We start from the raw sequence: 2,656 nt of genomic DNA, 5'->3' as shown, positions 1-2,656 counted from the left end.
GTCCACTGCATGGGGGTGCGGACGGCGTCGCGGTCGCCGAGCCAGATGTTGTCGCCCATGCCGATCTCGTCGCCGTAGTAGAGGATCGGCGAGCCGGGCAGGGAGAGCAGCAGGGCGGTGAACAGCTCGATCTGGTTGCGGTCGTTGTCGAGCAGGGGCGCGAGGCGGCGGCGGATGCCGATGTTGGCGCGCATCCGCGGGTCCTTCGCGTACTCGGCCCACATGTAGTCGCGTTCCTCGTCGGTGACCATTTCGAGGGTCAGCTCGTCGTGGTTGCGCAGGAAGATGCCCCACTGGCAGTTCGAGGGGATGGCCGGGGTCTTGGCGAGGATCTCCGAGACCGGGTAGCGGGACTCCCGCCGTACGGCCATGAAGATGCGCGGCATCACGGGGAAGTGGAACGCCATGTGGCACTCGTCGCCGCCGGCCCGGTAGTCACCGAAGTAGTCGACGACGTCCTCGGGCCACTGGTTGGCCTCGGCGAGGAGCACCTTGTCGGCGTACTGGGCGTCGATCTCCTTGCGCACCCGCTTCAGGAACTCGTGGGTCGCCGGCAGGTTCTCGCAGTTGGTGCCCTCCTGCTGGTACAGGTACGGCACCGCGTCCAGCCGGAACCCGTCGATGCCGAGATCCAGCCAGAACTTCAGCGCGGAGATCATCTCCTCCTGCACGGCCGGGTTCTCGTAGTTCAGGTCCGGCTGGTGCGAGAAGAAGCGGTGCCAGTAGTACTGCTTGCGTACCGGGTCGTACGTCCAGTTGGAGACCTCGGTGTCAACGAAGATGATCCGGGCGTCCTGGTACTGCTTGTCGTCGTCGGCCCAGACGTAGTAGTCCCCGTACGGACCGTCCGGATCCCGCCTCGACTCCTGGAACCACGGGTGCTGGTCGCTGGTGTGGTTCATGACGAAGTCGATGATCACGCGCATGCCGCGCTGGTGCGCGGCGTCCACGAACTCCACGAAGTCGGCGAGGTCACCGAACTCCGGGAGGACGGCGGTGTAGTCGGACACGTCGTAACCGCCGTCCCGCAGGGGGGACTTGAAGAACGGCGGCAGCCACAGGCAGTCCACGCCGAGCCACTGCAGATAGTCGAGTTTGGCGGTCAGGCCCTTCAGGTCGCCGACGCCGTCGCCGTTGCTGTCCTGGAAGGAGCGGACCAGGACCTCGTAGAACACGGCGCGTTTGAACCACTCCGGGTCCCGGTCCTTTGCGGGAGTGTCCTCGAAGGTGTCCGGAACGGGCTCATTGACGATCATATTGTGGGTGACCCTCCGATCTGCGGGGTGGACGGTCGCAGGACGGTGAAGATGTGCGCGGGCCTATGACCCGGTTCGAGGCGCACATAGTTGGCCCTGCCCCAGTAGTAGGTCTCGCCGGTGAGCTGGTCGCACACCGGCACGGACTCGTGCCAGTCCAGGCCGAGTTGCGGCATGTCCAACGAGACCGTTGCCTCCTGGGTGTGGTGCGGGTCGAGGTTCACGACCACCAGAACCGTGTTCGATCCGCTCCGCTTCGAGTAGGCGATCACCGCGTCCTTGTCGGTGTGGTGGAAGCGGAGGTTCCGCAGGCGCTGTAGCGCCGGGTGCCGCCGGCGGATGGTGTTGAGCTTGGTGATGAGCGGTGCGATGGTCCGCCCGTCGCGCTCTGCGGCCTCCCAGTCGCGGGGTTTGAGCTGGTACTTCTCGGAGTCCAGGTACTCCTCGCTCCCCTCCCTGAGCGGGGTGTTCTCGCACAGCTCGTAGCCGGAGTAGATGCCCCAGGCGGGGGAGAGGGTGGCGGCCAGCACGGCACGGATCTCGAAGGCGGCACGTCCGCCGTGCTGGAGGTAGGCGTGCAGGATGTCGGGGGTGTTGGCGAAGAAGTTCGGCCGCATCCAGGCCGCCGCCTCACCCGACAGCTCGGTCAGGTACTCGGTCAGCTCCTGCTTGGTGGTGCGCCAGGTGAAGTACGTGTACGACTGCTGGAAACCGATCTGCGCCAGGGTGTGCATCATCGCCGGGCGGGTGAACGCCTCCGCCAGGAAGATCACGTCCGGGTCCCGGCGGTTGACCTCCGCGATGACCCGCTCCCAGAACACCACCGGCTTGGTGTGCGGGTTGTCCACGCGGAAGATCCGCACCCCGTGGCCCATCCAGTGCCGCAGCACCCGGACCGTCTCGGCGACCAGGCCGTCCATGTCGGCGTCGAACGCGATCGGGTAGATGTCCTGGTACTTCTTCGGCGGGTTCTCGGCGTACGCGATGCTCCCGTCGGGGCGGTGATGGAACCACTCGGGGTGCTTGTGGACCCAGGGATGGTCGGGCGAGCACTGCAACGCGAAGTCCAGCGCGATCTCCAGTCCCAGCTTGTCCGCCTCGGCGACGAAGAAGTCGAAGTCCTCGATGGTGCCCAGGGCGGGGTGCACGGCGTCGTGGCCGCCCTCGGGTGACCCGATCGCCCAGGGCACGCCGACGTCGTCCGGGCCGGCGGTGAGGGTGTTGTTGCGGCCCTTGCGGAACGTCGTGCCGATCGGGTGGACGGGCGGCAGGTAGACGACGTCGAAGCCCATGTCCGCGATCGGCTTCAGCCGGCGCGCGGCCGTGCGGAACGTACCGTGCGGCTCCTCGGCGGTGCCCTCCGAGCGGGGGAAGAACTCGTACCACGAGCCGTACAGGGC

At 66.8% G+C, this 2,656-nt stretch carries 2 protein-coding genes; both read right to left on the bottom strand.

From position 1 onward, the window contains the following. Positions 1 to 1,256 (bottom strand): maltose alpha-D-glucosyltransferase (treS, locus tag AB0L21_RS39560; protein ID WP_365788777.1); only part of this gene is annotated, 1,256 nt, incomplete at its 3' end. Beyond that, positions 1,253 to 2,656: alpha-1,4-glucan--maltose-1-phosphate maltosyltransferase (locus AB0L21_RS39555; protein WP_365788776.1), on the bottom strand; the 1,404-nt coding region annotated here is incomplete at its 5' end. The genes AB0L21_RS39555 and treS, both read right to left, overlap by 4 nt.

Origin of the sequence: Streptomyces sp. NPDC052721, from assembly GCF_040678315.1 — a bacterium.
Taxonomy (GTDB): Bacteria; Actinomycetota; Actinomycetes; order Streptomycetales; family Streptomycetaceae; genus Streptomyces.
Note: the sequence above shows the minus strand (reverse complement) of the source record. Positions and strands in the feature narration are given on the sequence as shown.